24 protein-coding genes are annotated in these 26,488 nt (G+C 60.4%); 7 read left to right on the plus strand and 17 right to left on the minus strand.

All coding sequences use genetic code 11. The annotated features are described in order from the left end of the window. Positions 1 to 5 precede the first annotated feature (5 nt). Positions 6 to 452 carry an LEA type 2 family protein gene (locus Q0P52_RS11525; protein ID WP_293762239.1) on the plus strand — a complete coding sequence of 149 codons (447 nt, stop codon included), beginning with the start codon at positions 6 to 8 and terminating at the stop codon, positions 450 to 452. Between the two features lie 101 nt (positions 453 to 553). On the opposite strand, the gene Q0P52_RS11530 is transcribed toward Q0P52_RS11525, so the two are convergent. From Q0P52_RS11530 to Q0P52_RS11600, 15 genes are all read right to left on the minus strand, one after another. Continuing rightward, the gene (locus Q0P52_RS11530; protein WP_293762236.1) at positions 554 to 988 is read right to left on the minus strand and encodes a hypothetical protein; all 435 of its coding nucleotides are present in this window, start codon (positions 986 to 988) and stop codon (positions 554 to 556) included. 138 nt (positions 989 to 1,126) lie between these two features. Then, complete coding sequence (sucD, locus tag Q0P52_RS11535) at positions 1,127 to 2,011, minus strand: succinate--CoA ligase subunit alpha (RefSeq protein ID WP_293762234.1); 885 nt, start codon at positions 2,009 to 2,011, stop codon at positions 1,127 to 1,129. Positions 2,012 to 2,038: 27 nt separating this feature from the next. After that, complete coding sequence (gene sucC / locus Q0P52_RS11540; protein WP_293762231.1) at positions 2,039 to 3,208, minus strand: ADP-forming succinate--CoA ligase subunit beta; 1,170 nt, start codon at positions 3,206 to 3,208, stop codon at positions 2,039 to 2,041. A gap of 99 nt (positions 3,209 to 3,307) precedes the next feature. Next, complete coding sequence (locus Q0P52_RS11545; RefSeq protein ID WP_293762229.1) at positions 3,308 to 3,559, minus strand: hypothetical protein; 252 nt, start codon at positions 3,557 to 3,559, stop codon at positions 3,308 to 3,310. A gap of 17 nt (positions 3,560 to 3,576) precedes the next feature. Continuing rightward, positions 3,577 to 5,010 carry a dihydrolipoyl dehydrogenase gene (gene lpdA / locus Q0P52_RS11550; protein ID WP_293762226.1) on the minus strand — a complete coding sequence of 478 codons (1,434 nt, stop codon included), beginning with the start codon at positions 5,008 to 5,010 and terminating at the stop codon, positions 3,577 to 3,579. A gap of 17 nt (positions 5,011 to 5,027) precedes the next feature. Further along, on the minus strand, positions 5,028 to 5,213 hold the full coding sequence (locus Q0P52_RS11555) for a hypothetical protein (RefSeq protein WP_293762223.1): 186 nt from the start codon (positions 5,211 to 5,213) through the stop codon (positions 5,028 to 5,030). Between the two features lie 54 nt (positions 5,214 to 5,267). Beyond that, complete coding sequence (gene odhB, locus Q0P52_RS11560) at positions 5,268 to 6,515, minus strand: 2-oxoglutarate dehydrogenase complex dihydrolipoyllysine-residue succinyltransferase (protein WP_293762220.1); 1,248 nt, start codon at positions 6,513 to 6,515, stop codon at positions 5,268 to 5,270. Positions 6,516 to 6,578: 63 nt separating this feature from the next. Further along, positions 6,579 to 9,407 carry a 2-oxoglutarate dehydrogenase E1 component gene (locus Q0P52_RS11565; protein ID WP_293762217.1) on the minus strand — a complete coding sequence of 943 codons (2,829 nt, stop codon included), beginning with the start codon at positions 9,405 to 9,407 and terminating at the stop codon, positions 6,579 to 6,581. A gap of 201 nt (positions 9,408 to 9,608) precedes the next feature. Then, a complete protein-coding gene (gene gltA / locus Q0P52_RS11570) occupies positions 9,609 to 10,898 on the minus strand; it encodes a citrate synthase (RefSeq protein WP_293762214.1) in 1,290 nt (429 codons plus the stop codon). 63 nt (positions 10,899 to 10,961) lie between these two features. Next, on the minus strand, positions 10,962 to 11,210 hold the full coding sequence (locus Q0P52_RS11575; protein WP_293762211.1) for a succinate dehydrogenase assembly factor 2: 249 nt from the start codon (positions 11,208 to 11,210) through the stop codon (positions 10,962 to 10,964). Further along, positions 11,207 to 11,917, minus strand: a complete 711-nt coding sequence (locus Q0P52_RS11580) for a succinate dehydrogenase iron-sulfur subunit (protein WP_293762209.1) — start codon at positions 11,915 to 11,917, stop codon at positions 11,207 to 11,209. Before Q0P52_RS11580 ends, Q0P52_RS11575 begins: the two co-directional genes overlap by 4 nt. Positions 11,918 to 11,930: 13 nt before the next feature. Continuing rightward, positions 11,931 to 13,703 (minus strand): succinate dehydrogenase flavoprotein subunit, encoded by a 1,773-nt coding sequence (gene sdhA / locus Q0P52_RS11585; RefSeq protein WP_293762206.1) that lies wholly within the window; start codon positions 13,701 to 13,703, stop codon positions 11,931 to 11,933. Continuing rightward, on the minus strand, positions 13,703 to 14,047 hold the full coding sequence (gene sdhD, locus Q0P52_RS11590) for a succinate dehydrogenase, hydrophobic membrane anchor protein (protein ID WP_293762203.1): 345 nt from the start codon (positions 14,045 to 14,047) through the stop codon (positions 13,703 to 13,705). The genes sdhA and sdhD overlap by 1 nt, the downstream gene beginning before the upstream one ends. Next, positions 14,041 to 14,415: a succinate dehydrogenase, cytochrome b556 subunit gene (sdhC, locus tag Q0P52_RS11595; RefSeq protein WP_293762201.1), complete on the minus strand. Its 375-nt coding sequence runs from the start codon at positions 14,413 to 14,415 to the stop codon at positions 14,041 to 14,043. Before sdhC ends, sdhD begins: the two co-directional genes overlap by 7 nt. A 224-nt stretch (positions 14,416 to 14,639) precedes the next feature. Then, positions 14,640 to 15,374, minus strand: coding sequence for a GntR family transcriptional regulator (locus Q0P52_RS11600; protein ID WP_293762198.1), 735 nt, complete (start codon positions 15,372 to 15,374; stop codon positions 14,640 to 14,642). Between the two features lie 211 nt (positions 15,375 to 15,585). Between Q0P52_RS11600 and Q0P52_RS11605 the strand changes: the two genes are divergently transcribed. From Q0P52_RS11605 to Q0P52_RS11625, 5 genes are all read left to right on the plus strand, one after another. Then, positions 15,586 to 16,566: a malate dehydrogenase gene (locus Q0P52_RS11605; RefSeq protein WP_293762196.1), complete on the plus strand. Its 981-nt coding sequence runs from the start codon at positions 15,586 to 15,588 to the stop codon at positions 16,564 to 16,566. Between the two features lie 111 nt (positions 16,567 to 16,677). Next, positions 16,678 to 17,785 (plus strand): peptide chain release factor 2 gene (gene prfB, locus Q0P52_RS11610; RefSeq protein WP_293762194.1). Its coding sequence is split into 2 segments (ribosomal slippage): positions 16,678 to 16,761 and positions 16,763 to 17,785, totalling 1,107 coding nucleotides; the frame shifts between segments, so codons are not numbered across the junction. A gap of 107 nt (positions 17,786 to 17,892) precedes the next feature. Continuing rightward, positions 17,893 to 19,401: a lysine--tRNA ligase gene (lysS, locus tag Q0P52_RS11615; RefSeq protein WP_293762191.1), complete on the plus strand. Its 1,509-nt coding sequence runs from the start codon at positions 17,893 to 17,895 to the stop codon at positions 19,399 to 19,401. 114 nt (positions 19,402 to 19,515) lie between these two features. Then, positions 19,516 to 19,863 (plus strand): FKBP-type peptidyl-prolyl cis-trans isomerase, encoded by a 348-nt coding sequence (locus Q0P52_RS11620; RefSeq protein WP_293762188.1) that lies wholly within the window; start codon positions 19,516 to 19,518, stop codon positions 19,861 to 19,863. A gap of 62 nt (positions 19,864 to 19,925) precedes the next feature. Then, entirely contained in the window at positions 19,926 to 20,810 is an 885-nt protein-coding gene (locus Q0P52_RS11625) for an SPFH domain-containing protein (RefSeq protein ID WP_293762185.1), read from the plus strand. Between the two features lie 67 nt (positions 20,811 to 20,877). Here the strand turns inward: Q0P52_RS11625 and Q0P52_RS11630 are convergent, their stop codons facing one another. Together Q0P52_RS11630 and Q0P52_RS11635 are read right to left on the minus strand one after the other, a co-directional pair. Then, positions 20,878 to 21,831, minus strand: coding sequence for a sensor domain-containing diguanylate cyclase (locus Q0P52_RS11630; RefSeq protein WP_293762183.1), 954 nt, complete (start codon positions 21,829 to 21,831; stop codon positions 20,878 to 20,880). Between the two features lie 297 nt (positions 21,832 to 22,128). Beyond that, on the minus strand, positions 22,129 to 24,939 hold the full coding sequence (locus Q0P52_RS11635) for a bifunctional diguanylate cyclase/phosphodiesterase (RefSeq protein WP_293762181.1): 2,811 nt from the start codon (positions 24,937 to 24,939) through the stop codon (positions 22,129 to 22,131). A 225-nt stretch (positions 24,940 to 25,164) separates the two neighbouring features. Between Q0P52_RS11635 and Q0P52_RS11640 the strand changes: the two genes are divergently transcribed. After that, positions 25,165 to 26,484 (plus strand): TRZ/ATZ family hydrolase, encoded by a 1,320-nt coding sequence (locus Q0P52_RS11640; protein ID WP_293762178.1) that lies wholly within the window; start codon positions 25,165 to 25,167, stop codon positions 26,482 to 26,484. The last annotated feature ends 4 nt before the right edge of the window (positions 26,485 to 26,488 follow it).

The raw sequence follows: 26,488 nt of genomic DNA on the forward strand, positions 1-26,488 counted from the left end.
TTTTCATGCTGAGAAAACTGCTCGTACTTGCCGCACTGCTCGGTCTGGCCGCTTGCGCCGGCCTGGGTCTGAAAAAACCCGACATCAGTCTGGCCGACATCAAACCCGTCAGCGCCAGTTTGCTAGAGCAAAGCTTTGACGTGACGCTGCGCCTGCAAAATCCCAACAACCTGCCGCTGTCGGCGGATGGCCTGCAATTCGACCTGCTGCTGGCCGGCAACAAACTGGCTACCGGCGTCAGCAACCAGCCCATCAAAGTGGCGGCGCTCGCCGACACCACCTTTACCGTGAGGGTGCACACCTCGCTGACCGGCTGGCTCAAGCAGGTGGGCAAACTGATGGACGGCAACACCCGCCAGCTGGACTACCAGATCAATGGCCGGCTGGAAGGTCTCAACGGCTTTGGCAGTCTGCCCTTCACCAGCAAGGGCGAATGGAAGCTGCCGCAATGACAACCCGTCTCCTCATCACCTGCTGAACCCTGGCCCTGAAAGCGCCTTCGGCCAACCTTGTCAGGTTGGCCGAAGGCTGACAGGACGCTATCCAACGAGCTTTACTGACGCGGCGGCGCCAGGCAGTTGTTGCCCTCGAAGCTCACCGACTCCACCTCCTGCGTCTTCTTGTCCACCACAAAGTTGGTGACGCAGCGGTAAGTCATCACACCGCCCCCAGTCATGCCGTCGTACACCCAGCGCCCCGGCGTTTCAATCACGCGGGACTGACCGTTGTCGTTCACCGTGATGCGGGTGCCCGGCTCATAACGGCGGTTCTCGAACATCGGCTGCTGCTGGACGGAAGATTTGTTGTAGGTGTAGAGGGTATTGCCGTTGGGCATGGTCATCGTCTTGTCCGGCGCCCCCCAGGTGGCCAGCAACTCATTGGCGTCCCTGCCTTGCCACGCATATACCTTTTGCGCATAGCCCTCCTTGGTGGGCAGGCTGCCGCAAGCGGCGGTCAACAAGGCCAGCAGGCCTATCCATTTTTTCATGCGCATTCCCTTCAAAAACTATTCCCAAAGCTTAGCCCAATGGGCCGGCAAACCCCATAGACCAGCGCAAACGATGCCGGTTCAGCCAAAAAAAACGCCGCCCGAAGGCGGCGTTCTTGCGTCAGGCGTGAAGCCGGATCAGATCATGCCCTTGGACTTCAAGAGTTCAAACATGGTCTTGCCGATTTCAGCCGGGCTGCGGGTGTAAGCAATGCCAGCCTTCTCGAAGGCCTTGAACTTCTCTTCCGCAGTACCCTTGCCGCCGGAGATGATGGCGCCGGCATGGCCCATGCGCTTGCCCTTCGGCGCAGTAACACCGGCGATGTAGCCAACTACCGGCTTGGTCACGTAGGCCTTGGCGAACTCGGCCGCTTCTTCTTCGGCGGTGCCGCCGATTTCACCGATCATCACGATGGCGTCGGTGTCCGGATCGTCCTGGAACAGCTTCAGGGCGTCGATGTGGCTAGTGCCCGGGATCGGGTCGCCGCCGATACCGATACAAGTGGACTGACCCAGACCCAGCGCGGTGGTTTGCGCCACGGCTTCATAGGTCAGGGTGCCGGAACGGGACACGATGCCGATACGGCCCGGGTTGTGGATGTGCCACGGCATGATGCCGATCTTGCACTCGCCCGGGGTGATGATGCCGGGGCAGTTCGGGCCGATCAGGCGTACGCCGGCTTCGTCAACGGCCTTCTTCACGTACAGCATGTCCAGGGTGGGCACGCCTTCGGTGATGCAGACAATCAGCTTCACGCCGCTGTCCACGGCTTCCAGGATGGAGTCCTTGGCGAAAGCCGCCGGAACGTAGATCACGGAAGCGTCAGCCTGGGTTTGACGCACGGCGTCCTTCATGGTGTTGAACACCGGCAGACCCAGATGCTCGGAACCGCCCTTGCCCGGCGTTACGCCGCCCACAACCTTGGTGCCTACCTTCAGCGCCTGTTCAGCGTGGAAAGTGCCGTTCTTGCCGGTGAAACCTTGCACCAGCACTTTGGTGTCTTTGTTTACCAATACGCTCATTTTGAAATCCTTATGCGGTGCAGGTGATTAGAGGGCAGCCACGGCGGCGACGATTTTCTCGGCGGCGTCGTTCAGACCTTGGGCGGAAACCAGCTTCAGGCCGGATTCATCCAGCAGCTTGGCGCCCAGTTCGGCGTTGTTGCCTTCCAGACGAACCACGACCGGCACGGTCACGTTCACTTCCTTCACTGCAGCGATAATGGCTTCGGCAATCATGTCGCAACGCACGATGCCGCCGAAGATGTTGATCAGCACGCCCTTCACGGAGGTGTCGGCCAGAATCAGCTTGAACGCTTCGATCACGCGTTCCTTGGTGGCGCCGCCGCCCACGTCCAGGAAGTTGGCCGGCTGGCCGCCCTTCAGCTTGATGATGTCCATGGTGGCCATAGCCAGGCCGGCGCCGTTCACCATGCAGCCGATGTTGCCTTCCAGCGCCACGTAGTTCAGGTCGAATTCGGAAGCCTTCACTTCACGCTCGTTCTCCTGGCTCTTGTCGCGCTGAGCCAGCAGGGCCGGGTGGCGGTACAGGGCGTTGGAATCGAGGTTGATCTTGCCGTCCACGCAAGCCAGCTGGCCGTTTTCGCGCAGCGCCAGCGGGTTTACTTCGAACAGGGCGAAGTCGTTTTCAACGAAAGCCTTGTAAGCGCCCAGCATCAGCTTGGCGAAAGCGGCAACCTGGTCGCCCTTCAGCTCCAGCGCGAAAGCCGCGTCGCGAGCCTGGAACGGCTGCATGCCGACCAGCGGATCGATTTCGATCTTGATGATCTTTTCCGGGGTCTCTTCGGCAACCTTTTCGATTTCCACGCCGCCTTCGGTGGACACCATGAACACCACGCGCTGGCTGCCGCGGTCAACCACGGCGCCCAGGTAGAGTTCGCGCTGTACCGGGTACATGTCTTCGCATACCAGCACGCTGTTCACCGGCTGGCCGGCTGCGTCGGTCTGGTAGGTCACCAGATTGGTGCCGATCAGGCCTTTGGCGATTTCCGCGGCTTCTTCGCGGCTCTTTACCACTTTCACGCCACCTGCCTTGCCGCGACCACCGGCATGCACCTGGGCCTTGACGACGGCGAATTTGCCGCCCAGTTTGTCGTAAGCAGCAGCGGCTTCTTCCGGCGTGGTGGCCAGAATGCCCTGTTGTACCGGCAAGCCGTATTTGGCCAGCAGCTCTTTCGCTTGGTATTCGTGCAGGTTCATCTATGGTTTCCTTTCGGTGGAAATCAGATGGAGGCTCGGCCCCATCCTAATCTGCTTCCGCCGCATTTGCGGCAGTCATTTTTATTGTGGGGAAACGTTTTACCACCTTGTCAGTCCCCATAACAAGAGAGTTCCGACAAGCGCTACCCCCAGCGGCAAAGGCAGGCGGCCTCTCGCCTTTCCTGAACAGATAAACACCGAACAGGGAAAACTAAGGGCCGCCACAAGCAACATAAGTCCATGCAAGCCATCAAGCGTACCCGCCTCGTCAAAGGCGATCTTTATCACCCAGATCAGCGCGCCCACCATCAACAAGATCGCGATAATGGCCAAATACATGGTGATACTCATGCAAGTTCCCGCCTAACTTAACCGTGCAGCGCGCGCTTGTCGGCCGCCAGGGCAGCCTCGTGCACCACTTCGGACAAGGACGGGTGAGCATGGATGATGCGGGCCAAGTCTTCGCTGGCCGCCTTGAATTCCATGGACACCACGCCTTCGCTCACCAGTTCGGACACCATCGGGCCAATCATGTGCAGGCCGAGGATGCGGTCGGTCTTGGCGCAAGCGAGGAGCTTCACCGTACCTTGCGCATGACCCATGCCCAGCGCGCGGCCGTTGGCGCCAAAACCGGAAGTGCCCTTCTTGTACTCGATGCCTTCGGCCTTGAGCTGTTCTTCGGTCTTGCCCACCCAGGCGATTTCCGGGCTGGTGTAGATCACCCACGGAATCACGCCGAAGTCGACGTGCGGCTTCTGACCGGCGATGCGTTCAGCCACGGCCACGCCCTCTTCGGACGCCTTGTGCGCCAGCATCGGGCCGCGCACCACGTCGCCGATGGCCCAGATGCCCGGCAAGTTGGTGTGGCAGTGATCGTCCACGGCGATGAAGCCGCGCTCGTCCAGTTGCAGACCGACATTGTCCGCGCCAAGGCCGGCAGTGTTGGGCACGCGGCCGATGGAAACGATCAGCTTGTCAAACTCGACAGCGTGGCTTTCACCATTCAGCTCGTAGTTAACGGTAACGTGTTTCTTGGTGGCCTTGATCTCGCCAATCTTCACGCCCAGCTTGATATCCAGACCGGTATCCTTGGTCAGGGCCTTGAAGGCTTCCTTGGCGATCTGCTGGTCGGCTGCGGCGAGGAAGGTCGGCGCGGCTTCGAGGATGGTGACCTCCGCGCCAAGACGCTTCCACACGCTGCCCATTTCCAGGCCGATGACGCCGGCGCCGATCACGCCCAGGCGCTTGGGCACGGCGGAAAGCGCCAGCGCGCCTTCGTTGTCCAGCACCATGTGGTTGTCGGTGGGCACGCCCGGCAGCTGGCGCGGCGTGGAACCGGTAGCCAGAATCACGTGCGTGGCTTCCAGAGTGTCTACCACGGCGCCGTTGTCGCTCACTTCAATCAGCCACTTCTCGCCCTGACGGGCTTTCAGCGTGCCAAGACCGTGGATATTGGCGACCTTGTTCTTCTTGAACAGGAAGCTGATGCCGGCGGCGTTCTTGCTGATGATGCCGTTCTTGCGTTCCAGCATCTTGGCCACGTCGATCTTGGCGCTGGAAGCGGTGATGCCGTGATTGGCGAACTCATGCTGGATGGCATGGAAGTTTTCCGAAGACTGCAGCAGCGCCTTGGAGGGAATGCAACCCACATTCAGGCAGGTGCCGCCGAGGCTGGGCTTGCCTTCCGGGTTCTTGAAAGCATCCACGCAAGCGGTGCTGAAGCCGAGCTGGGCAGCGCGGATGGCCGCCACATAGCCGCCAGGGCCGCCGCCGATCACTACCACATCAAACTGTTGGCTCATTGGTTCGTCCTTGTTTTTCAGATCTTGCCGACTTTGAACAGCAAGAGGCCGAAAGCGATCATGAACAACGCGATGATGATCTTGCCAACGAAGGTGTAGGTGTCTTCGCGAATGCCGCGCTGCCGTTTTTTCCAGGTGAGGAAGCCGATTGCGACACCGGCGAGCAGGGAGGCCACGGCGTAAAGCCAGTCGGGCAGGATCATTGCGTCTCCATTACAGGTTCGAAAGGGCCGGAAGCGCGCTTCCGGCCTATGTGATTACAGGTCGAGGATCAGGCGGGCCGGATCTTCAATGGCGTCCTTGATGGCCACCAGGCTCAACACGGCTTCGCGGCCGTCGATGATGCGGTGGTCGTACGACTGGGCAAGGTACATCATCGGGCGCACCACCACTTGACCATTCTCAACCACAGCGCGCTCCTTGGTGGCGTGCATGCCGAGAATGGCGGACTGCGGCGGGTTGATGATCGGGGTGGACATCATGGAACCGAAGGTGCCGCCGTTGGAGATGGTGTAGGTGCCGCCGGTGAGCTCTTCAACGGTCAGCTTGCCTTCCTGGGCACGTTTGCCGAAGTCGGCGATCTGCTTTTCGATCTCGGCCAGGCTCAGCTGGTCGGCGTTGCGGATCACCGGCACCACCAGACCGCGCGGGCTACCCACGGCCACGCCGATGTCGAAGTAACCGTGGTAGATGATGTTGTTGCCGTCCACGGACGCATTGACGATCGGGTACTTCTTCAGCGCGGAGACCACGGCCTTCACGAAGAAGCCCATGAAGCCCAGCTTGATGCCGTGCTCTTTCTCGAACTTGTCCTTGTACTTGTTGCGCAGGTCCATCACCGGCTTCATGTTCACTTCATTGAAGGTGGTGAGGATGGCATTGGTCTGTTGCGACAGCACCAGACGCTCAGCCACGCGCTGGCGCAGGCGGGACATCGGTACGGCCTGCTCCGGACGGCCGGCCAGCATGCTGGACACGTTCACGGCGGCCGGCGTGGTGCTCAGCGCGGCGCCGCCCACTGCGGCAGCCGGGGACAGCACCGGGCCGGCCTGGGCCGGGGCAGCCGGCTTGGCGGCGGCGGCCACGTCTTCCTTCAGGATACGGCCGTCGCGGCCGGAACCGGCCACGTTGGCCAGGTTGACGCCGGTTTCAGCGGCCAGTTTGGCCGCGGACGGCATGGCCGGCGCGCCTGCGGCGGCAACCGGAGCCGGCGCGGCGGCGGCCGGAGCAGGAGCGGCAGCGGCCGGAGCGGCTGCGCCTGCGGTGGCGGCGGTGTCGATACGAGCGATCAGTTGGCCGGATACCACGGTAGCGCCGTCCTGTTCGATGATTTCAACCAGCACGCCGGCTTGCGGCGCCGGCAGTTCCAGCACCACCTTGTCGGTTTCCAGATCGATGACATTTTCGTCGCGGTTGACGAATTCGCCGGCCTTCTTGTGCCAGGTCATCAGGGTGGCTTCGGAAACGGATTCCGGCAGTTGGGGGACTTTGACTTCAATCAGCATGTTCTTCTCCATGGCGGGGCGGCTGGCGGGCCGCCCCCATCTTTTGACTGGTTAGGCGAGAGCTTACTTGGCAACCGACATGGCTTCTTCGACGAAGGACTTGAGCTGGGCGATGTGCTTGCTCATGTAACCCACGGCCGGGGAAGCGGACGACGGACGGCCGGCGAAGGACAAGAACTGCTTGCCGATCAACAGGCCCTCAAGGCGATGGCGGATCTGGTACCAGGCACCTTGGTTGCGCGGCTCTTCTTGCACCCACATCACTTCCTTGGCTTGCGTGTAGCGCGCCAGTTCGGCGGCCACTTGCTCGGTCGGGAAGGGATACAGCTGTTCCACGCGCACAATGGCGATGTCGTCTTCCAGGCCCTTTTCCTTGCGGGCGGCGGCAAGGTCGTAATACACCTGGCCGGCGCACAGCAACACACGCTTCACTTTCTTCGGATCCTGTGCCGTGCTGTCGCCGATCACCGGGCGGAAACTGCCGCTGGTGAAGGCTTCGATCGGGCTCATGGAGTCCTTGAAGCGCAGCAGGCGCTTGGACAGGAAGATCACCAGCGGCTTGCGGTACGGGCGCAGCACCTGACGGCGCAGCACGTGGAACATCTGGCTGGCTTCGGACGGCATCACGATCTGCATATTGTGCTCGGCGCACAGTTGCAGCCAGCGCTCCAGGCGGGCGGAGGAGTGCTCCGGACCCTGGCCGTCGTAGCCGTGCGGCAGGATAGTGGTCAGGCCGCACAGACGGCCCCACTTGGTCTCGCCGGAGGAAATGAACTGGTCGATGGCCACCTGGGCGCCGTTGGCGAAGTCGCCAAACTGGGCTTCCCAGATCACCAGCTTGTCCGGAGCGGAGCAGGCATAGCCGTATTCATAGGCCAGTACCGCTTCTTCGTTCAGGATGGAGTCGATCACCAGGAAGTCGCCCTGGTTGTCGGACAGATTGCGCAGCGGCACATAAGAGCCCTGATCCCAGCGCTCGCGGTTCTGGTCGTGCAGCACGGCATGGCGGTGGGAGAAGGTGCCGCGGCCGGAGTCTTCGCCGGACAGACGTACACCGAAACCGTTGGTCACCAGACTGGCGTAAGCCAGCGTCTCGGCCATGCCCCAGTCGGCGTTTTGTTCGCCGGCGGCCATCGCCTTGCGGGCGGCCAGTACTTTTTGCACGGTCGGGTGCGGCTTGAAGCCTTCCGGCACAGCGGTCAGCTTGTCGGTCAGGCGGATGATGTCGGCCTGCGGCAAGGAGGTGTCGGTCGGGTGCGCCCAGTGCGTGCCCATGTACTGGCTCCAGTCCAACGCATGTTCGCGGCGGTAGTTGGTGAGGGCGGTCTGCTCCACGTGCTCGCCCTTGTCCAGCGCATCGCGGTAGGCCTGGATCATGGCCTCCGCTTCTTCCGCCTTCAACACGCCTTCCTGCACCAGACGCTCGGCGTACATGGCGCGCACGCCCTGATGCTTGGCGATCTTCTTGTACATCATCGGCTGGGTCAGGAAGGGATCGTCGCCCTCGTTGTGGCCCAGTTTGCGATAGCACACCAGATCGATCACCACATCCTTGTTGAAGGTCATGCGGTAATCGAGCGCGGCCTGCATCACGTAACAGACGGCTTCCGGATCGTCGCCATTAACGTGGAGGATCGGAGCCTCCACCATTTTGGCCACGTCGGTACAGTACAGCGTGGAACGCATGTCGCGCGTGTCGGAAGTGGTAAAGCCCACCTGGTTGTTGATCACGATGTGAATCGTGCCGCCCGTGCCGTAGCCGCGGGTTTGAGACAGGTTGAACGTACCCTGGTTGACGCCCAGGCCCCCGAATGCGGAGTCGCCGTGAATCAGCACAGGCACGCAGGATTTGCGATCGTTGTCCTTGCGGCGGTCCTGACGTGCGCGCACGGAACCTTCCACCACTGGGTTGACGATTTCCAGATGGGACGGGTTGAACGCCAGCGACACGTGCATCGGACCATTGGCGGTCGGGATGTCGGAGGAGAAGCCCATGTGGTACTTCACGTCGCCGGACGCCATTTGCTGGGCGGCCTTGCCTTCGAATTCGGCAAACAGGTCGCGCGGCAGTTTGCCCAGCGTGTTGACCAATACGTTCAGACGGCCGCGGTGGGCCATGCCGATGATCAGTTCTTGTACGCCCTGGCCGGTGCCGGCCTGAATCAGGTAGTCCAGCGCTGCAATGGTGGATTCGCCGCCTTCCAGCGAGAAGCGCTTCTGGCCCACGTACTTGGTGTGCAGGTAGCGTTCCAGCGTTTCGGCCGCGGTAATCTGCTTGAGGATGCGCTGCTTCTTGGCCGCGTCATAGCGCGGGGTGGACAGATCGCCTTCAAAGCGTTTCTGCACCCAGTGCTTTTCGTCGGACTTGGTGATGTGCATGAACTCCAGACCGATATTGCCGCAGTAGGTCTGTTTCAGGCGGGAAATGATGTCGGACAAGGGCAGCTTCTGCGGGCCCACCAGCGAGCCCACATTGAACTGCACCGCCATGTCGGCGTCGGTCAGGCCATGAGTGGCCGGATCCAGTTCCACCATGGCGGCCTGATCCATGCGCTTGAGCGGGTCGAGATTGGCCTGACGCGAACCCAGTACACGGTAAGCCGAAATCAACTTGAGCACGCCCACCTGCTTCTGCATGGTCTCCCACTCACCCACCGCGCTGCTGCGCTGGCCGGCAATCGGCTTCTTGGCCAACTGGATGAAGGATTCCTGAATCGGCTGGTGCGGAACGTCGCGCTCCGCCGCGCCCGGGGACTGGGCCAGCTTGTCGAAATAGTCACGCCATTCGGCGGGCACCGAGTTGGGATCAGCGAGGTACTGCTCGTACAGCTCCTCGATGAACGGTGCATTCCCACCGAACAGGTAGGAATGACTGTACATGGATTGCATCATTGTTCGACCCTTTGTTTTCTACATTGCAGCGTGGAGAAAGCGTTGTGGAAAAGACGCAGCAAGGGCTTCACTCAAGGGGGAAAACCGTCTCCGTTCTTTTCCGCAGCGCTCTGTCGGCGTCTGTCGTTTCGGCGCCGGCCAACAGGCCGGGTAGTACGAAAAGGTTGGCCGAAGCGCCTTCGGCCAACCTTTCAAACAAGCTTAACGCTTGGAGATTTCCTGTACGTCGCGACGCGGAGCGCCGGTGTACAGCTGACGCGGACGACCAATCTTCATGCCCGGATCAGCGATCATTTCGCTCCAGTGAGCGATCCAGCCCACGGTGCGGGCCAGCGCGAAGATCGGGGTGAACATGGATACCGGGATGCCGATGGCGGACAACACGATGCCGGAGTAGAAGTCCACGTTCGGGTAGAGCTTGCGCTCGATGAAGTACGGATCTTCCAGGGCGATCTTTTCCAGCGCCATTGCCAGCTTGAACTTCGGATCGTTGTGCAGACCCAGTTCTTGCAGCACTTCGTCGCAGGTCTGCTTCATGATGGCGGCGCGCGGGTCCATGTTTTTGTACACGCGGTGGCCGAAGCCCATCAGCTTGTAGCGCTTGTCCTTCACGCCTTGCATGAAGTCGGCCACGTTGTCGACGCTGCCGATTTCATCCAGCATCTTCAGCACGGCTTCGTTGGCGCCGCCGTGGGACGGGCCCCACAGGCAGGCGATACCGGCGGCGATACATGCGAACGGGTTGGCGCCGGAGGAGCCGGCCAGACGTACGGTGGAGGTGGAAGCGTTTTGCTCGTGGTCGGCGTGCAGGGTGAAGATGCGATCCAGCGCGCGGGCCAGCACCGGGTTCACCTTGTACTCTTCGCACGGGGTGGAGAACATCATGTGCAGGAAGTTCTCGGCGTAGGTCAGACCATTCTTCGGATAGGAGAACGGCAAGCCCTTGTTGTAGCGGTACGCCTGGGCGGCGATGGTCGGCAGCTTGGCTACCAGACGATGCGCGGAGATACGGCGGTGTTCCGGGTTGGCGATATCCAGGGAGTCATGGTAGAAGGCGGACAGCGCGCCCACTACGCCCACCATCACAGCCATCGGGTGCGCGTCGCGACGGAAACCCTTGAACAGGCTCATCAGCTGATCGTGCAGCATGTTGTGGCGCATGATGCCGCGCTCGAATTCCTTGCGCTGGTCTGCGGTCGGCAGTTCGCCGTTCAGCAGCAGGTAGCAGACTTCGAGGTAGTCGCTCTTCTCGGCCAGTTGCTCGATCGGGTAGCCGCGGTAGTACAGCTGGCCCAGATCGCCGTCGATGAAGGTGATGCCGGATTCGCAGCTGGCGGTAGCCAGGAAGCCCGGGTCGAAGGTGAACATGCCGGTCTTGGCGAAGGTGCGAATATCAACGACGTCCGGACCCAAGGTGCCGCCCAGTACGGGCAGTTCCAGGTTTTCCTTGCCGTCGTTGTAAGTGAGCGTCACTTTGCGGTTGTTTTCCACAGCAATACTCCCAGTCAGTTGTTTTGTGGTGTTGTAATCGTTTTGGGCCCTGCACTCGTGCGATCAGATCGCCCGAAGGATCTCCACGATCGCCATCTCTTCCGGATCGTCAAGATCGGCCTTGCCGTTCACAACGTCCAGAAAATCGGTGTCGGGCAGATCGAGGAGACGCTTGTAGGCGTCGATCTCCGCCGGGGAGAGCAGATCAAAGCGCTGGGCGAAAAACTTTTCCAGCACCAGATCCAACTCCAGCAAGCCCCGGCGGGACCGCCAACGGATCCGCTTGAGTTCAATCGGATCGTAAGCGGTCATACTGCACGCTTGACCATCAGATCCTTGATCTTGCCGATGGCCTTGGTCGGGTTGAGGCCCTTCGGACACACATCAACGCAGTTCATGATGGTGTGGCAACGGAACAGACGGTAAGGATCTTCCAGGTTGTCCAGACGTTCGTTGGTGGCAGTGTCGCGCGTATCCGCAATGAAGCGGTAAGCAGCGAGCAGGCCGGCCGGGCCGACGAATTTGTCCGGATTCCACCAGAACGACGGGCAGGAGGTAGAGCAGCAGGCGCAAAGGATGCACTCGTAGAGGCCATCCAGCTCCTTGCGGTCTTCGGGAGACTGCATGCGCTCACGCTCCGGCGGCGGCGTATCGTTGATCACATACGGCTTGATCGAGTGGTATTGCTTGAAGAACTGGGTCATGTCGACGATCAGGTCGCGCACGACAGGCAGGCCCGGCAGCGGTCGCAATTCGATCGGCTGCTTGAGGTCCTTGATGTCGGTCAGGCAGGCCAGACCGTTCTTGCCATTGATGTTCATCGCGTCGGAACCGCAGACGCCCTCGCGACAGGAGCGACGGAAAGAGACGGTATCGTCCTTCACCTTCAACTTCACCAGCGCGTCCAGCAGCTTGCGATCGGTGGAGTCGATCTCCACGCTGATATCCTGCATGTACGGCTTGGCGTCCTGGTCCGGGTTGTAGCGATAAACGCGGAATTGCACGGTTTGCGTTGTCATCTGTCGGCGTCCCTTAGTACGAGCGGGTCTTGAGGGCGATGGTGTCGACGCTCAGCGGCTTGAGGTTCACCGGCTTGTAGTCCAGACGATTGCCGTCGCGGCTCCACAAGGTGTGCTTCAGCCAGTTGGCGTCGTCGCGACCGTTCGGGGTCTCGGCGGTATCCGGCGCGTCGTCGCGCACGTGAGCGCCGCGCGATTCGGTACGGGCATTGGCCGAAATCATGGTGGCCTTGGCGACTTCAATCAGGTTTTCCAGTTCCAGCGCTTCGATGCGCGCGGTGTTGAACACCTTGGACTTGTCGCTGATTTCGGTCTGCTGAACCATTTTTTCCACTTCCAGGATTTTGCTGACGCCTTCGGCCAACATGTCCTTGAAGCGGAATACGCCGCAGTGGTTCTGCATGGTGCGCTGCATGGCGACGCGGGCGTCGTTCACTTGCACGCCGTTTTTCTGGTTGTCCAGACGGGCGACACGGGCCACAGAGCGCTCCACGTCGGCGGTAGCCAATTCCGGCAGCTCCAGCGGTTGCTTGCGGATGAACTCGATCATGGAGTTGGCCGAGCTCTTGCCGAATACCAGCAGGTCCAGCAGCGAGTTGGTGCCAAGACGGTTGGCGCCGTGCACGGAAGCGCAAGCGCATTCGCCGGCGGCATAGAAGCCGGATACCGGCTTGCTGTCGACAATCACTTCACCGTGGTAATTGGTAGGGATGCCGCCCATCTGGTAGTGGCAAGTCGGCACCACCGGGATCGGGGCCTTGATCGGGTCAACGCCGGCGAACTTGATGGAGATTTCGCGAATGCCCGGCAGCTTGGACATGATCACTTCCGGATCCAGGTGCGTGATGTCGAGCAGCACGTGGTCCTTGTTCGGGCCGCAACCACGGCCTTCGTTGATCTCGGTCACCATGGCGCGGGACACCACGTCGCGGGAAGCCAAGTCCTTGGCGTTCGGCGCGTAGCGCTCCATGAAGCGTTCGCCTTCGCTGTTGCGCAGAATGCCGCCTTCGCCGCGCACGCCTTCGGTAATCAGCACGCCCGCGCCGGCCACGCCGGTCGGGTGGAACTGCCAGAACTCCATGTCTTCCAGCGGGATGCCGGCGCGAGCCGCCATGCCCAGGCCGTCGCCGGTATTGATGAAAGCGTTGGTGGAAGAGGAGAAAATACGACCTGCGCCGCCTGTGGCGAACAGTGTTGCCTTGGCCTGGAAGACGACGATTTCGGAGGTTTCCATTTCCATGGCCACCACGCCCTGCACATTGCCGTCGGCGTCGCGCACCAGATCCAGCGCCATCCACTCAACGAAGAAGTGGGTGTTGGCGCGCACATTGCGCTGATACAGCGCGTGCAACATCGCGTGACCGGTACGGTCGGCGGCCGCACAGGCGCGACGCACCGGCTTCTCGCCGAAGTTGGACATATGGCCGCCAAAGGGGCGCTGATAGATGGAGCCGTCGGCGTTGCGGTCGAACGGCATGCCGAAGTGTTCCAGTTCGGTCACAACCTTCGGTGCCTCGCGACACATGAATTCGATGGCATCCTGGTCGCCCAGCCAGTCCGAACCCTTGACGGTGTCGTACATGTGCCAGTGCCAGTGATCTTCCTCGGAATTGCCGAGGGAAGCGGATACGCCACCCTGTGCCGCAACAGTGTGCGAACGGGTGGGGAAAACCTTGGACAACACGGCCGTTTTCAGACCGGCTTCCGACAGCTGCAGGGCAGCCCGCATGCCAGCGCCGCCGGCGCCGACGATTACCGCATCAAAATGACGAACAGGTACGCCCATTACAGCCCCCAGACAACTTTAACGGAATAGATGAAACAGGACACCAGCCAGACGATGGTGAAAACATGCAGCGCCAGGCGCAGGCCCACCGGCTTGATGTAGTCCATCCACACATCGCGGATACCCACCCAGACATGCAGGAACACAGCCAGCAGAGTGGTTTGCGTCAGCACTTGCACCCAGGTCTGGGCGAAGAAGTCTTTCCAGCCGGCGTAGCTGGACGGGATGGTCAGCAGGAACAGGGCCAGAGCTACGGTATAGATCACCATGATGGTGGCCGTCACGCGCTGCATCACCCAGTCGCGCAGGCCGTAGTGAGCGCCGACTACGTTGCGGTTTACCATAGAGCAACCCCCAGAATCAGAGTCAGAGCCAGGCTGACGACCACAACGGTCTTGGCCGTGGCGCGAGCGGTTTGCAGTTCCAGACCCTTGTGCACATCAAGGAACAGGAAACGGATACCGGCGCAGAAGTGATGCATGTAAGCCCACAGCAAGCCGATGAGGATGATCTTCATCAGCGGGTGGGCGATTACCGCGCGGTAGGTTTCGAAGGACTCTGCCGAACTGAGCGAACCATGAAGGAGGTAGATCAACAGCGGGAGGGAAAAGAAGAGCGCCACACCACTGACCCGGTGCAAGATCGAGACGATGCCCGGGATGGGCAGTCTGATCGTGGCCAGATCCAGGTGCTTCGGTCGTTGCTTCTGCATATGGCTTCCTTGGATGTTCATGAACCAAGTGGTTATATCCGGGCCCCTGTCTGGAAGCCCGCCAGAAAGGTCCGCCCTTGTTGTGCTCGGGAGGTCCCTTTCAATGCTTTTCATCATAAAACCCGATGCTGCAAGGCAATATGACTTCGAAATTCTAGCAAAAATCGTCCTGACCCGGCCCGCTTTTTGCCCAATTCGCGACAATTAGATGCCATCAGGCGACATCAGGGGCGATCCACCATCACCGCCGCCTCACTGCTCAGACAGTAACGCTGCCGCCACTCCACCCGCTCGTCCGCCGCCGAAAACGACAGCCGGAGCAGGCTCAGCACCGGCTCTTCAACCGCCGCGCCAGTCAGCCCCAGCAGCGTGGCATCTTCTCTGGGCAGCAACACCCCGCGAAACTGATCCTGACTGCGCACGACGCGCACACCGAAACGCTGCTGCAACACCGCATATACGCCCGAGGCGCCGCGAAACCACCGCGCCTCCAGCCCTTCAAAGCGCTCGGCGCACAGGAAAGCCTCATCCAGCGCCACCGCCCTGCCCTGTCTGCGCCACAGCTGCCGGATGCGGAACATCGGCGCCAGTCGGCGCAAGCGCAACGCCGAAGACATGTCGTCGCTGGCATTCACGCGCGACACACCAAGAAACTCACAAGCCAGCCGGTCCGGCGACTCATCAAACAGGCCCGGCGTCCGTAGTTGGCCGAAGCCCCAATCACTGACGATGGCCGACACAAACGTGCCGCGCCCTTGCTGCCGATACAACAACCCCTCGGCCACCAGCTCGGTCAGCGCCTTCCTGACCGTGCCCTGACTGACAGAAAGCTCGGCGGCCAGATCCCATTCGCTGGGCAAAGCGTCATGTTCTTGCCATTCGCCTTCAGCGATCCTGTTGGCGACAAGCTGACGAATCTGGGCATAAAGCGGCAAGCGCCGGGGCGATGTAGTGATCATGTAACAGGCTTTTTATCATCAAACAAATCAAGCGTAAAGGTTAGTCTTATATAAGACATAAGTATTAATGAAGTCTATCAGAATTTCTGATGACGAATCCGCCGCCATGCGGCAAAGACTCGTGCTACACTCCTTGCACACCTATAGTGCAGAGCAACATCTGCTGTCTGTTGAACCGTTTTCGGATTTCTAAACAAAGGAGAGTCCATCCATGAAAGCTCCCGTACGCGTTGCCGTCACCGGCGCTGCCGGCCAAATTGGCTACAGCCTGCTGTTCCGTATCGCCAGTGGTGAAATGCTGGGCAAGGATCAACCCGTCATCCTGCAACTGCTGGACCTGCCGCAAGCGCAAACCGCCGTCAAAGGCGTGATGATGGAACTGGAAGACTGTGCCTTCCCGCTGCTGGCCGGCATGGTTGCCACCGACGACCCCAATGTTGCTTTCAAGGATGCTCAAGTCGCTCTGCTGGTGGGCGCGCGTCCGCGCAGCAAAGGCATGGAACGCAAGGACCTGCTGGAAGCCAACGGCGCCATCTTCACCGTTCAGGGCAAGGCGCTGAACGACCACGCAGACCGCAACGTCCGCGTTCTGGTGGTGGGCAACCCGGCCAATACCAACGCCTGGATCGCCATGAAGAGCGCTCCGGACCTGAATCCGAAAAATTTCACCGCCATGTTGCGTCTGGACCACAATCGCGCGCTATCGCAACTGGCCGCCAAGACCGGCAAGGCTGTCGCTTCCATCGAAAACCTGGCCGTGTGGGGCAATCACTCCCCGACCATGTATGCCGACTACCGCTTCGCCACCGTCGATGGCCAGTCCGTCAAGGGCCTGATCAACGATGAAGCCTGGAACCGCGACGTATTCCTGCCCACCGTGGGCAAGCGCGGCGCAGCCATCATCGAAGCGCGCGGCCTGTCTTCCGCCGCATCGGCTGCCAACGCCGCCATCGACCACATCCACGACTGGGTGCTGGGCAGCAACGGCAAGTGGGTAACGATGGGCATTCCGTCCGACGGCTCCTACGGCATCCCGGAAGGCGTGATGTACGGTTTCCCGGTTGTGTGCGAAAATGGCGAGTACAAGATCGTTCAGGGTCTGGAAGTGGACGAGTTCAGCCGCGAACGCATGAACTTCACCCTGGCGGAACTGGAAGAAGAGCGTGCAGCCGTCGCTCACCTGTTTGGCTAAGCCTTAGTCCGATCAGAACAAAAGCGCACCGAATGGTGCGCTTTTTGTCTTTCATCAAAACGTCCACGCATATTTGAATTTACTAATACTGACTGCCACTGGAGCAAGAGCATGATTGAAGTTGAAGTCCTGAACCAGATCGCGGCCACCATCGACAACCTGGCCCAGCGCGCCGCCGATATTCGGGGGTATCTTTGACTACGACGGTAAAAAAGACCGTCTGGAAGAAGTTTCCCGCCTGACCGAAGACCCCGATATCTGGAACGACCCCAAGCGCGCCCAGGAACTGGGCCGCGAGCGCAAACAACTGGAAGACGTGGTGTTGGTGCTGGACAGCATCATCGCCAGCGTCGCCGACAGCCGCGAACTGTTCGACATGGGCCGCAGCGAAGAAGATGACGACACCATCTTCGCCGTGCGCGAAGACCTCGAAGCCGTGGAGGCCAAAGTGGCCCAGCTCGAGTTCCGTCGCATGTTCCACGACCCGATGGACCCGAACAACTGCTTCCTGGACATCCAGGCCGGCGCCGGCGGCACCGAAGCCCAGGACTGGGCCGGCATGTTGCTGCGCATGTACACCCGCTACGCCGAACGCAAGGGCTTCAAGGTGGATGTACTGGAAGTATCCGAAGGCGAAGTGGCCGGCATCACCAGCGCCACGCTGAAGATCGAAGGCGAATACGCCTTTGGCCTGTTGCGCACCGAAGTGGGCGTGCACCGCCTGGTGCGCGTGTCGCCGTTCGACTCCAACGCGCGTCGCCACACCTCCTTCTCGTCGGTATTCGTTTACCCGGAAGTGGATGACAGCTTCGAGATCGAAATCAACCCGGCAGATCTGCGCGTCGACACCTACCGTGCTTCCGGCGCGGGCGGGCAGCACATCAACAAGACCGACTCGGCCGTGCGCATCACACACAACCCGACCGGCATCGTCGTGCAATGCCAGAACGACCGCTCGCAGCACCGCAACCGCGACGAAGCGATGCAAATGCTGCGCGCCAAGCTGTATGAGCTGGAACTGAAAAAGCGCAACGAAGCCAAGCAGGCGCTGGAAGACACCAAGACCGACGTGGGTTGGGGTCACCAGATCCGCTCCTACGTATTCGACCAGTCCCGCATCAAGGACCTGCGCACCAGTTACGAAGTGGGCAACATCAAGGGCGTCATGGACGGCGACCTTGACGGCTTCATCGAGGCCAGCCTCAAACAGGGCGTGTAAGCGCCAAGGGGCCGGCTTAGCCGGCCCCATCCAAATCTCAAACCGCAAGTTGGCCGAAAGGCCCGCAGTTACCCTGCCCTCACCAAGAGGTAGTCAACGGAGTCATCATGTCGGAACACGAACAAGCATCAGTGGTCGCTCAAGACGAAAACCAGATCATGGCGGAACGTCGCCTGAAACTGAAAGCGATCCGCGAGAAAGGCATCGCCTATCCCAACGACTTCAAGCGCAGCCACTTCGCCAAACCGCTGCAAGACGCTCATGCCGAGAAAGAGGCTGAAGCGCTTGCCGCCGAAAACGTCGAAGTCGCCATCGCCGGTCGCATGATGCTTAAACGTGTGATGGGCAAAGCCAGCTTCGCCACCTTGCAGGACAGCAGCGGTCGCATCCAGGCGTTCATCTCCCGCGACAACGTGGGTGAAGACGTGTACGCCGACTTCAAGCGTTGGGACCTGGGCGACATCATCGCGATCAAGGGCACCCTGTTCAAGACCAAGACCGGCGAGCTGACCGTGCAAGCCAGCGAAGTGCGCATGCTCTCCAAGAACATTCGCCCGCTGCCGGAAAAATTCCACGGCATTACCGATCAGGAAACCAAGTATCGTCAGCGCTACGCCGACCTGATCATGAACGAAGAGAGCCGCGACACCTTCATCAAGCGCTCCAGAATCGTGCAAAAAGTGCGCGACGTAATGGTGAGCGAAGGCTATCTGGAAGTGGAAACCCCGATGATGCACCCGATTCCGGGCGGCGCCTCGGCCAAGCCCTTCGTCACGCACCACAATGCGCTGGACATGCCGCTTTACCTGCGCATCGCGCCGGAGCTGTATCTGAAACGTCTGGTGGTAGGCGGGCTGGAACGCGTGTTCGAAATCAACCGCAACTTCCGCAACGAGGGGATGAGCACGCGCCACAACCCCGAGTTCACCATGATCGAATTCTACGAAGCGTACAGCGACTACCAGCGCATGATGGAGATGACCGAAACCATCATCCGCGAGTGCGCACTGGTATCCTGCGGTACCACCACCGTGACCTACCAGGGCAAGGAAGTGGACCTGGGCAAGCCGTTTGACCGCTTTACCATCGTGGAAGCCATCAAGCACTACAACCCGCAATACACTGACGAGCAACTGGCCGACGCAGCCTGGGTAGCCGCCGAGATCAAGCGCCTGGGCGGCAAGCTGCCCCCGGCGCCGGGCCTGGGCAGCCTGCAACTGGCGCTGTTTGAAGAATGCGCCGAAAGCCTGCTGTGGAACCCCACTTTCATCGTCGACTACCCGGTGGAAGTTTCCCCACTGGCGCGCGCCTCCGATACCAAGGAAGGCCTGACCGAACGCTTCGAGCTGTTCATCGTCGGCCGCGAACACGCCAATGGCTACTCCGAATTGAACGATCCGGAAGACCAGGCTGCACGCTTCCAGGCTCAGGTTGAACAAAAAGACGCAGGCGACGATGAGGCCATGCACTACGACGCCGACTACATCCGCGCCATGGAATACGGCCTGCCGCCGACCGGCGGTTGCGGCATCGGCATCGACCGCCTGGTCATGCTGCTGACCGATGCGCCGTCCATCCGCGATGTGATTCTGTTCCCGCACATGCGTCCCGAGTAAGCTTCGGCCAACCTCGGCAAAACACCCCGCTTCGGCGGGGTTTTTCATGCTTTTCGCTTGCTCTGGGCACAGCACTGCCGCCTGTGGCGTCATGAACAAGCACAAGGAATCCCCATGCAAACTCCTGAACTGGAAATCATTGATCTCGTCATCGGCGACGGCAAAGAAGCCGTACGCGGCGCGCTGATCATCACCCACTACACCGGCTGGCGCAGCGCTGACGGCGTCAAGTTTGATTCCTCGCTGGACAAGGGCCGTCCGTTTCAATGCGTCATTGGCACTGGTCGCGTCATCAAGGGCTGGGATATCGGCCTGATGGGCATGAGGGTGGGCGGCAAGCGTCGCCTCAAAGTGCCGGCGCATCTGGCCTATGGCGAACGCCAGATCGGCGAGCGCATCCCCCCGAACTCCGCTCTGGAGTTTGAGATTGAGTTGCTGGAGGTCTTGACTCGCGACGACTGAAGCACGCGCAGATGCCGCAGGCCGGTGGTAGCATGCAGGTTTGCCGAAGGGAGGGCCTGAACATGCAAGACGACAGCACGATGGATATCGCTGACAAAGACGCCATTTACCTCAACGGCTGGCTGGTGCTGTCCCTGCTGCTCATCATGGCCGCCGCCGTGCTGGCCAGCAGCTATCAGCGCCTGAACAGCGGGCAGCCGCCCTTCCCGCAAGTGCTGCTGTTCGGCTTGCTGATCTTCCTTTCCAAAGGCTTTGTCATCATCGGTCCCAATCTGGCGGCGGTGCTGACCTTTTTTGGCCGCTACAGCGGTACTGTGGCCCGCGACGGCTTTTTCTGGTGCAACCCGCTGGCCAACCGCAATATCGTTTCCCGCCGCATCAACAACTTCACCACCGAAACCATCAAGGTCAACGACAAGAACGGTAACCCTATCGAAATTGCCGCCGTGATTTCCTGGCGAATCCAGGACACCGCCAAGGCGGTGTTCGCCGTCAGCGATTGCGCCAGTTATGTGCAGATGGCCTGCGAGTCCGCCATTCGCGAGCTGGCCTCCGGCCGCGTTTACGATCACTCGCTGGACGGCGACGAGCACGGCAAGACCCTGCGCGGCGATCTGGACGGCGTAGCGCGTGAACTCGAGATGAAAGTGGAAGAACATGTGCGTGCGGCGGGCATCACCATTCTCAGCGCCAAGATCACGCATCTGGCCTATGCGCCGGAGATCGCTATGGCCATGCTGCGCCGCCAACAGGCCGCAGCCGTAGTGGCCGCACGCAAGCAGATCGTGGCGGGCGCCGTAGGCATGGTGAAGGACGCACTGGACGAGATTCGCGAGCAGAACATCGTAACGCTGGAAGAGGGGCAGAAAGCCGCGCTCGTAGCCAATCTGCTAACCGTACTGGTATCGGAGTCGGAAACCCAGCCCGTACTCACGCTGAACAAATAAGCCAAACAACGCCGGCCCGCCACATCTCATGACAAGCCGACGTCAGGCAGGTTGCCGGCTTGCAAGGCTAGGCGGGCATCGCCGGCGCGGTGCGATTGCGCCCCGCGCGTTTGGCCTGATAGAGCGCGGCATCCACCTGCTGCAGCAGCTCATCGACACCGGCCCAGAGCGTCTGATCGGTAGCCGCGTAGCCCACGCTCACCGTCGGACGCAGCACCTGTCCTCCCCATTCCAGCTCCAGCGCCGCAATAGCGGCGCGCACCCGTTCCGCTTCTATCTCTGTGTCCTGAAGGCACTGGCCGGGCAAAATCAGCAAAAACTCTTCACCGCCCCAGCGAATGACGCGAGCGCCCAGCCCCATTTCCTGATAGAGGCAATTCGCCACCGACACCAGCACCTGATCACCACAAGCATGGCCGAATTGATCGTTGAAGTGCTTGAAGTGGTCGATGTCGCACAGCATCAGCGCAAACGGTTCGCTCTGTTTGCGCCAGCCTCGCCAAGCCTGTTCCAGCAGAGCCATGCCTTCGCGCCGGTTGAGCAACTGGGTAAGGAAATCAGTACGCGACAGCCTGCCGTTCTCATCCATCATGGACTTGATGTCATGCACATCGCGAAAGGTCACGACATGCCAATTGCGAGTGAGGTCGGCGTGAATCTGCGCCGTCACAATAAACCAACGCTGGCGGCCGGAAGCGCAGGTGATCAAGGCCGTCATTTCCGCCGTGTCTTTACCTCTGGCTATGCAGTCTGCGACGATAGCGGCCCACTCTTCCATCACTGCCGCCCGGTACATCGGGTCCGGGTAAGCCATCAGGAACCAGCTGGCCATGCCGGGCATGGTGTCCAGCGTATAGCCCAACTGCTGATGAAATGCCCGATTGAGGAAAACATGATTGCGGTCGACCGACGCCGGCTCGGATTCTGAAATCAGTATCGGTAGCGGAATGTAATCCAGGCTGCGGAAGAAATCCGCTTTGGACAGCGACTGCGCGCTGCGCTCCCCCACAGTGCTTCTCAAGGCACTCCCCCTCTCAAACGTGCCAGCCTGTCGGAGGAGCGCTTCGCGTCTTTTCCGTCCGTCAGGTGATGAATCCGGATTGAACCGCTGGCAGTATCTTGCGAATCGCCCACCGGACACCGGCAAGACTGGCGGTAGCCATCGAAGAGGCTGCCTGCGGCCACAAGCAGATTATGTCACCGGATGCTGACTCAACAGTAGCATGCGCGGCTAGCCGGCGCACACGCAAAGCAAATGGCTGCAGAAATTAAAAAGCCGGCAAGAAGCCGGCTTTTTAATTGCATGCCGCAGCGGCGCTCACACGCCTTCGGGCAACAGGAACTCCTTGGCCAACAAGCGCGCGAACTCTTCCGCCGGCATGGGTTTGGCCACCAGATAACCCTGGATCAGGTCACAACCCTCCTGCCGCAAGAAGCGCCATTGGTCGATAGTCTCCACCCCCTCCGCCACCACCTGCATATTGAGGTTTCTCGCCATGTTGATGATGGCGCGGGCAATCGCGGTATCGTCCACATCATTGGGGATGTCACGCACGAAGGAACGGTCGATCTTGAGCTTGTCCGCCTTGAAACGCTTGAGATAAGACAGACTGGAATAACCGGTGCCAAAGTCGTCAATCGACAGCTGAAGGCCCATGCCCTTGATGATGTCGATGGTTTGCACCGTACTGGTGACATCTTCCATGATCACGCTTTCGGTCACTTCGATATCCAGCATGTCGCCCGTCAGGCCATTGGCGGCCAGTGCCTTCTCCAGCACCTCGGCCAGATCCTGCTGGCGGAACTGCAAAGCAGACAGATTGACCGCCAAGGACAGCTTCGGCAAACCCTGGCCGTACCAGAGTGCCAACTGACGGCAGGCTTCGCGAATCACCCAGTTGCCGATCTGCACGATGAAACCACGCTCTTCGGCTACTTCGATGAAGCGGGCCGGGCCCAGAATGCCCAGCGACGGGTGATTCCAGCGGATAAGCGCTTCCGCGCCCAGAATGCGCCCACTGACCATGTCCACCTGCGGCTGGTAGTGCAGCACAAACTCCTCGCGCTCCAGCGCAAAGCGCAACTGGCTTTCAATGGCGAGAATTTCCCGGGCACGTGCATTCAGGTCGGCCGTGTAGAACTTGTAGCTGTTGCGCCCGGAAGATTTGGCGTGATACATCGCCGCATCGGCGTTGCGCACCAGCGTTTCGAAATCCCGACCGTCGTCCGGATACACGCTGATGCCAATGGACGGCGTAATGGTGATGACGTGATTGTGCAGCTCGATAGAGGCGTTGAAGGCCTCGCGGATGCGCTCGGCAGCCAAGGCCGCTTCACTGGGTTCGGAAATGGCCGGCAGCAAGATGATGAACTCGTCGCCCCCCTGTCGCGCCACGGTTTCACCAGCAGCAAGGGAGGACTTGATGCGATCGGCCGCGACCTGCAGCAACACGTCGCCGGCGGAGTGTCCCAGTGACTCGTTGATGGTCTTGAAGCGGTCCAGATCCAGCAGCAGCAGGGCCATGCGTTCGTTATCGCGCAGCGCGTTGTGAATGGCCAACTCCACCCTGTCGTGCATGTGCGCGCGATTGGGCAAGCTGGTCAGCACATCGAAGTGGGCAAGGAACTGGATGCGCTCGTCAGCTGCCTTGCGCTCGGTGAGATCGCTGAAGATGGCCACGTAATGGGTAATCTCCGCCAGCGCGTTGCGCACGGCGTTGATGGCCAACCACTCTGGATACACTTCGCCGTTCTTGCGGCGATTCCAGATTTCGCCTTGCCAGGAGCCCTGGGTATTGATGGCCAGCCACATATTGTCGTAGAAGGCGCCATCGTGCCGTCCTGACGACAGGATGCTGGTTTTCTGCCCCAGTACTTCCTGCTGGGTGTAGCCGGTAATTTCCGTGAAGGCGCGGTTGACGCTTCGGATGCGCTTTTCGCCGTCGGTAATCATGATGCCTTCCACGGTGTTTTCGAACACCTTGGCGGCCAATTGCACCCGCTCTTCCGCCGCGCGCTTCTCGGAGATGTCGCGCACCATGCGCCAAACGGCATTGATGCGGCCAAAGGCGTCGCGCATGGCGACGGTTTTCACGCTGACCGGCACCGGATTGCCGAAACGGTTCATATAGATGGCTTCGAATTCATCGCAGTAACCGAAGCGCAACACCTTGTTGTCCAGATTGAAGCGCTCCAAGGCCTCGCTTTCCTGCCCCACCAGCGACCAGAAATTCTGCAGCTTGAGTTGATCAAGGCTGTAGCACATCAGGTTGAGGAAGGCCGGGTTGGCGTCGATCACCTGGCCATCCAGCGAGCTGATGACGATGCCGTCAAGATTGGACCAGAACAACTCGCGGTACTTGTTTTCCGAGCGGCGCAGCGCGTCTTCCACTTCGCGGCGGCGGGAAATGTCCGCCTCCAGCGCCAATGTCTTGGCGCGCAACTCGTCAATCAGACGCTTGAGTTCGGAACGGGTCCATTCCAGATGCTTGCCGAGTTTGCCGATTTCATCGCGGCGCGACCAATAAAAAGGCGACTCCAATTTGAGTTCGGCCAACTGCGTCGCCTGCTCGGTAAGGCTGTGCATGGGTCGCAGGAAACGGGAATGCAGAATACTCATGATGAGCAAGATGGACAGCACCAGCTGCGCCACAAGAATCAGCAGGATGTTCTTGACCTGGGTGTGCAGCGCATTGACCAGATGCTCGGTATCGAACTCCAGCGTTACCTGGCCGATTTCCTCGCCGCGGTACACCACCGGCTTTTGTACGAAAGACACGCCGCCCACGCGGCGCTCGCCGCGCACAGCGGAGAGGAATACCTGGTTGGACTGGGTATCGGTAACGCGAATGGACACCACGCGCGGGTCTTCCATCACGGAGGCGATCAGCGGGGTGCCGGCCTGTCGGCTGAGATTCCACAGCGGCTCTTGCATGCCCAGCGCGACGATGTCGAGCAAGCGCTTCTCGTCGGTTTCAAGTTGGGCAGTGAGGTTGTCGCGCTGGATATTGATGCTGAGATAACTGATGATCGACGCGGGAATGAGCAAGCCCAGCACGACGGCGATAAGAAACACCGTCCGCAAGGAAAGGCTGGAGGCTACTGTCTGCTTTTCTTCTTGGGTTGCCATTGAGTTGGTCGATCGATGACTTTGTCTTTAAATACGGCGCATGGCCGCAGCACGGAGGTTACAGCGCGCCAGTATACAGCAGGCTTACTGCATAATAAGACATTGCGCAGGCTGTTATAAGCATAATCTTCGTGCAACAAACGCGGCCTTTGCCGCCAAGGCGCTGATTTGCCTTGCACCGGCCCGCAGCCTACAATCCTGCCATCTTGAAATCAGGTTGCCGCCATGTCCGAGACTCGCTACGACACCATTATTTCCGCACGCTGGATCATTACCGTTGAACAGGACAACGAAGTCCTGGAGAACTACGCACTGGCCATCAAGGATGGCAGAATCGCCGCCATTATTCCAGCAGCCCAAGCCGCCTCCCTGAGCTGCGACAAGCGCCTTGATCTGGGCAACCATGTGCTGATGCCGGGCCTGATCAATCTGCACGGCCACTCGGCCATGACCTTGCTGCGCGGCATGGCGGACGACAAGGCGCTGATGGACTGGCTGAACAACCATATCTGGCCGGCGGAAGGCAAACATGTTCGCGACGACTTCGTCTTCGACGGCTCGCGTCTGGCCATGGCGGAAATGATTCGCGGCGGCACCACCACCATCAACGACATGTACTTCTATCACGGTGCGATGGCTCGCGCCGGCATTGCCTCCGGCATGCGCACGTTTGTAGGCTGTTCCATCCTGGAATTCCCCACCAACTACGGCAACAACGCGGACGATTACATTCGCAAGGGCATGGATGAACGCCGCGCGTTTCTTGGCGAAGACCTGATCACCTTCACTCTGGCGCCGCACGCTCCCTATACCGTCTCGGACGACACCTTCCGCAAAGTGGTCACGCTGGCCGAGCAGGAAGACATGCTGATTCATTGCCACATCCATGAAACGGCCGACGAAGTGGCCGGCAGCGTCAAGGAACACCACCAGCGCCCGATGGCGCGCCTCAAGCAGTTGGGTTTGCTGTCGCCCCGCCTGATCGCTGCGCATATGGTTCACCTTAATGATGAAGAGGTAGAACTGGCCGCTCGTCACGGCGTCTCCGTCGCCCATAATCCGGCCTCCAACATGAAACTGGCCTCAGGCATCGCGCCGGTGCAAAAACTGCTGGCAGCCGGCGTGGCGGTAGGCATCGGCACCGACGGCGCGGCATCCAACAACAAGCTGGACATGATGGCGGAAACCCGCCTGGCCGCGCTGCTAGCCAAAGTCGGCACGCTGGACCCCACCGCGGTGCCGGCCGCCACCGCCATTCGCATGGCCACCCTCAACGGCGCGCGCGCGTTGGGCATCGCCGACAAGGTCGGGTCCATCAAGGAAGGCAAGGACGCGGATCTGATCGCCATCGATCTTTCGGCGCTGGAAACCGCGCCGGCCTTTGATCCGGTGTCCCATGTGGTGTACGCCGCAGGGCGCGAGCAGGTAAGTCACGTCTGGGTGAAAGGCAAGGCGCTGCTGGCCGAGCGCCGCCTCACCACGCTTGACGAGCAGGAACTGAAAGCCAGCGGCGAGAGCTGGCGCAACCGCATTCTGGCGAAATGACATC

It is taken from the genome of uncultured Aquitalea sp., from assembly GCF_945957525.1.
Lineage (GTDB): Bacteria > Pseudomonadota > Gammaproteobacteria > Burkholderiales > Chromobacteriaceae > Aquitalea.

What these genes read in the sequence shown, in the direction of transcription:
- Q0P52_RS11525 (WP_293762239.1), top strand. Translation starts at nt 6, where the DNA reads ATGCTGAGAAAACTGCTCGTACTTGCCGCACTGCTCGGTCTGGCCGCT.
- Q0P52_RS11530 (WP_293762236.1), bottom strand. Translation starts at nt 988, where the DNA reads ATGAAAAAATGGATAGGCCTGCTGGCCTTGTTGACCGCCGCTTGCGGC.
- sucD (WP_293762234.1), bottom strand. Translation starts at nt 2,011, where the DNA reads ATGAGCGTATTGGTAAACAAAGACACCAAAGTGCTGGTGCAAGGTTTC.
- sucC (WP_293762231.1), bottom strand. Translation starts at nt 3,208, where the DNA reads ATGAACCTGCACGAATACCAAGCGAAAGAGCTGCTGGCCAAATACGGC.
- Q0P52_RS11545 (WP_293762229.1), bottom strand. Translation starts at nt 3,559, where the DNA reads ATGAGTATCACCATGTATTTGGCCATTATCGCGATCTTGTTGATGGTG.
- lpdA (WP_293762226.1), bottom strand. Translation starts at nt 5,010, where the DNA reads ATGAGCCAACAGTTTGATGTGGTAGTGATCGGCGGCGGCCCTGGCGGC.
- Q0P52_RS11555 (WP_293762223.1), bottom strand. Translation starts at nt 5,213, where the DNA reads ATGATCCTGCCCGACTGGCTTTACGCCGTGGCCTCCCTGCTCGCCGGT.
- odhB (WP_293762220.1), bottom strand. Translation starts at nt 6,515, where the DNA reads ATGCTGATTGAAGTCAAAGTCCCCCAACTGCCGGAATCCGTTTCCGAA.
- Q0P52_RS11565 (WP_293762217.1), bottom strand. Translation starts at nt 9,407, where the DNA reads ATGATGCAATCCATGTACAGTCATTCCTACCTGTTCGGTGGGAATGCA.
- Q0P52_RS11575 (WP_293762211.1), bottom strand. Translation starts at nt 11,210, where the DNA reads ATGACCGCTTACGATCCGATTGAACTCAAGCGGATCCGTTGGCGGTCC.
- Q0P52_RS11580 (WP_293762209.1), bottom strand. Translation starts at nt 11,917, where the DNA reads ATGACAACGCAAACCGTGCAATTCCGCGTTTATCGCTACAACCCGGAC.
- sdhA (WP_293762206.1), bottom strand. Translation starts at nt 13,703, where the DNA reads ATGGGCGTACCTGTTCGTCATTTTGATGCGGTAATCGTCGGCGCCGGC.
- sdhD (WP_293762203.1), bottom strand. Translation starts at nt 14,047, where the DNA reads ATGGTAAACCGCAACGTAGTCGGCGCTCACTACGGCCTGCGCGACTGG.
- sdhC (WP_293762201.1), bottom strand. Translation starts at nt 14,415, where the DNA reads ATGCAGAAGCAACGACCGAAGCACCTGGATCTGGCCACGATCAGACTG.
- Q0P52_RS11600 (WP_293762198.1), bottom strand. Translation starts at nt 15,374, where the DNA reads ATGATCACTACATCGCCCCGGCGCTTGCCGCTTTATGCCCAGATTCGT.
- Q0P52_RS11605 (WP_293762196.1), top strand. Translation starts at nt 15,586, where the DNA reads ATGAAAGCTCCCGTACGCGTTGCCGTCACCGGCGCTGCCGGCCAAATT.
- lysS (WP_293762191.1), top strand. Translation starts at nt 17,893, where the DNA reads ATGTCGGAACACGAACAAGCATCAGTGGTCGCTCAAGACGAAAACCAG.
- Q0P52_RS11620 (WP_293762188.1), top strand. Translation starts at nt 19,516, where the DNA reads ATGCAAACTCCTGAACTGGAAATCATTGATCTCGTCATCGGCGACGGC.
- Q0P52_RS11625 (WP_293762185.1), top strand. Translation starts at nt 19,926, where the DNA reads ATGCAAGACGACAGCACGATGGATATCGCTGACAAAGACGCCATTTAC.
- Q0P52_RS11635 (WP_293762181.1), bottom strand. Translation starts at nt 24,939, where the DNA reads ATGGCAACCCAAGAAGAAAAGCAGACAGTAGCCTCCAGCCTTTCCTTG.
- Q0P52_RS11640 (WP_293762178.1), top strand. Translation starts at nt 25,165, where the DNA reads ATGTCCGAGACTCGCTACGACACCATTATTTCCGCACGCTGGATCATT.